This window comes from uncultured Campylobacter sp. (assembly GCF_937949835.1).
GTDB lineage: Bacteria > Campylobacterota > Campylobacteria > Campylobacterales > Campylobacteraceae > Campylobacter_B.
This window is the reverse complement of record NZ_CALEDC010000508.1, coordinates 1-2,378: the sequence shown is the minus strand read 5'-3', so window position 1 is coordinate 2,378 and position 2,378 is coordinate 1. Positions and strand designations below refer to the sequence as shown.

Sequence of the window (2,378 nt, the reverse complement as noted above, 5' to 3'; positions counted from 1 at the left end):
CCTTGCTGGCTTTTAAATCGCGGGATTTTAAAAAATCGCTGCGAGCTTGAGCGGTAAAATTTAAAGAAGCGGATCGCTTGAGGGCTACCGATATATCGATAGCCCGTCGCCAATGAAGCTGCGAGCGCTCAATAAGCACGGCATTTTGAGTCTTACAATACTCTAAAATATAAAGAATTTCGGCGCCAAAATTAAACGCGATCGGCGGGCACATACTTACCGGCGTATGCTACGGATTTTGCGGCGAAATTTAAAGCACGGCTTTGCAAGATTTAGCGGGTGCGAGTTTTGCAGAAGCGCAGCTGCACGGACGATGCGAATGCGCGGCAAATTATCATAAATTTAAAGCGTAGCGGCGCTGCGCGATCTCATCAAATATGCAGAAAATTTTACGGCAAATTTAAAACGCAGTCTCGCGGAATTTAGTGCGGCGGATTATAAATGCGGTTTGCAGCGGTTAATGCAGTAAATTTACTACGCGGTTGCAGTTAAATTTTTCCGCCGCGCGGAGTAAATGCCGCGCATAAATTGAATTCGCCGCGTAGAAGCTAAATTTCGCGTCGCAGTTAAATCCACAATAAGTTAAATCGGCAGCGAGCTCAAACGCTGTAAATTTAGAGCCCGCAGGCGTAAGCGCTTGACTTAGGCTGAGCTGCGATCTTTTATTATATAAGATACCTATTGTTCGCATTCCCGCAGCTGTCTAAGACAAACCGCGCCGCACTTTAAATTTTAAAATTTTATTTGAATAAGCTATTTACGCTCTCGTCGTGATATACGCGCCTGATGACCTCGCCGAAGAGCGGAGCGACGCTGATTACCTTGATGCGGTCGCTTTCCTGCTTTAGCGGGATCGTGTCGGTCACGACGAGGCCGTCCAGCGCGCCGCTTTCGATGCGCTCATATGCCGGGCCGCTTAGCACGGCGTGCGTACAAAACGCGCTGACACTCTTCGCGCCCTGTTCCTTAAACGCGCCCGCGGCCTTGACGATGGTGCCCGCGGTATCGATCATATCGTCGATTAGGATCACGTCCTTGCCCGCGACGTCGCCGATGATGTTCATCACCTCGCTTTTGTTCGCCTCCTCGCGGCGTTTATCGACGATGACGAGATCGAGCGAGAGCTTTTTGGCGAAGCTTCTGGCGCGCGCGACGCCGCCCACGTCGGGGCTAGCGATGATCGGATTTTTTAAATTTTTCTCTTTCAGGTAGTCCAAAAATATCAGTGAGCCGTAGAGGTTATCGACGGGCACGTCGAAAAAGCCCTGTATCTGCCCCGCGTGCAGATCCATCGTGACGACGCGGTCGATGCCTGCCGTCTGCATCATATTTGCCACGAGCTTCGCGCTGATCGGCACGCGCGGGGCTGCCTTGCGGTCTTGGCGAGCGTAGCCGAAGTATGGCACGACGGCCGTGATCGAGTTCGCGCTGGAGCGCTTTAGCGCGTCTGTTAGGATCAAAAGCTCCATTAGATTGGAGTTTGCGGGCGCGCATGTGGGCTGGATGACGAAGACGTCCTTACCGCGCACGCTCTCGCCGATCTGGACGCTGATTTCGCCGTCGCTGAAGGTTTTGATCGCGCATTCGCTAAGCGGTAGCGAGAGATATTTGGAGATTTTTTTGGCAAATTCGGGATTTGCGGTGCCGGAGAAAATTTTATATCCGCGCATTTTGATGACCTTTGGATTGAAATTTGCTCGAATTCTACACCAAAAGCGCTAAATTTTAGCTAATTCGCTCGTCGCGCTCGCGTAAAATTCATAAGCGAGCATCGCGGACCGCTGCCCGTTTTCTGGATAAATTCTTTAAAATTCTATGGCGGCTCGGCTTGCCGCGGTTTTACCATGGCGAAATTTTAGCTGCGGATTGCGGCGTCCGCGGGTCATCGGAGCCCACTTTTGTGCTAGTAGCTGCGCGGATGCGGCTAAAACCGTATTGAAAAGTTTTATGAAAGTCTGAGGGGGCGCATCAAACAGGGGTACGGCCAAAACCTTATCGCGGAGGGCATGGTGCCGATGAGCGCGAAATTTTATATTTGCGATACAGATGAGCAGAATTTTATCTTTGGAATTATAGTGAGTGCGCGTTTAAATTTAGATTTTGAGCTTGCGCGGGACAGACTGCGCGAATACTTTGTGGCGCGCTAAATTTAGGCTGCCGCGGCGCATAAATTTTTAGATTTCTTAGGCGGTTAAATTTAAAGTCTGCTTTGGCGAAAATTCAAAGCTCGCTTTGACGATCAAATTTAAAGCTTGCTGTTTAGAGCTCGATCGCGCGCTGCAAAATTTTAAAATTTATCGCGCGACTTTGGTCTGTCACGTAAATTTAGACACCGCCCTTGCGCGCTTAAATTTTAAAATCGCACAGGCTCTCTCGCC

The 2,378-nt window shown here is 50.0% G+C and carries 2 protein-coding genes; one reads left to right on the top strand and one right to left on the bottom strand.

Annotated features, from left to right (window positions below; all coding sequences use genetic code 11):
- Positions 1–740: 740 nt before the first annotated feature.
- On the bottom strand, positions 741–1,670 hold the full coding sequence (locus Q0256_RS11305; protein ID WP_005873085.1) for a ribose-phosphate pyrophosphokinase: 930 nt from the start codon (positions 1,668–1,670) through the stop codon (positions 741–743).
- 336 nt (positions 1,671–2,006) lie between these two features.
- Between Q0256_RS11305 and Q0256_RS11300 the strand changes: the two genes are divergently transcribed.
- Entirely contained in the window at positions 2,007–2,147 is a 141-nt protein-coding gene (locus tag Q0256_RS11300) for a hypothetical protein (protein ID WP_297963183.1), read from the top strand.
- The last annotated feature ends 231 nt before the right edge of the window (positions 2,148–2,378 follow it).

Bases quoted from the DNA above. Each gene is read 5' to 3' on its own strand.
- Q0256_RS11305 (WP_005873085.1), bottom strand. From the start codon at position 1,670: ATGCGCGGATATAAAATTTTCTCCGGCACCGCAAATCCCGAATTTGCC.
- Q0256_RS11300 (WP_297963183.1), top strand. From the start codon at position 2,007: ATGGTGCCGATGAGCGCGAAATTTTATATTTGCGATACAGATGAGCAG.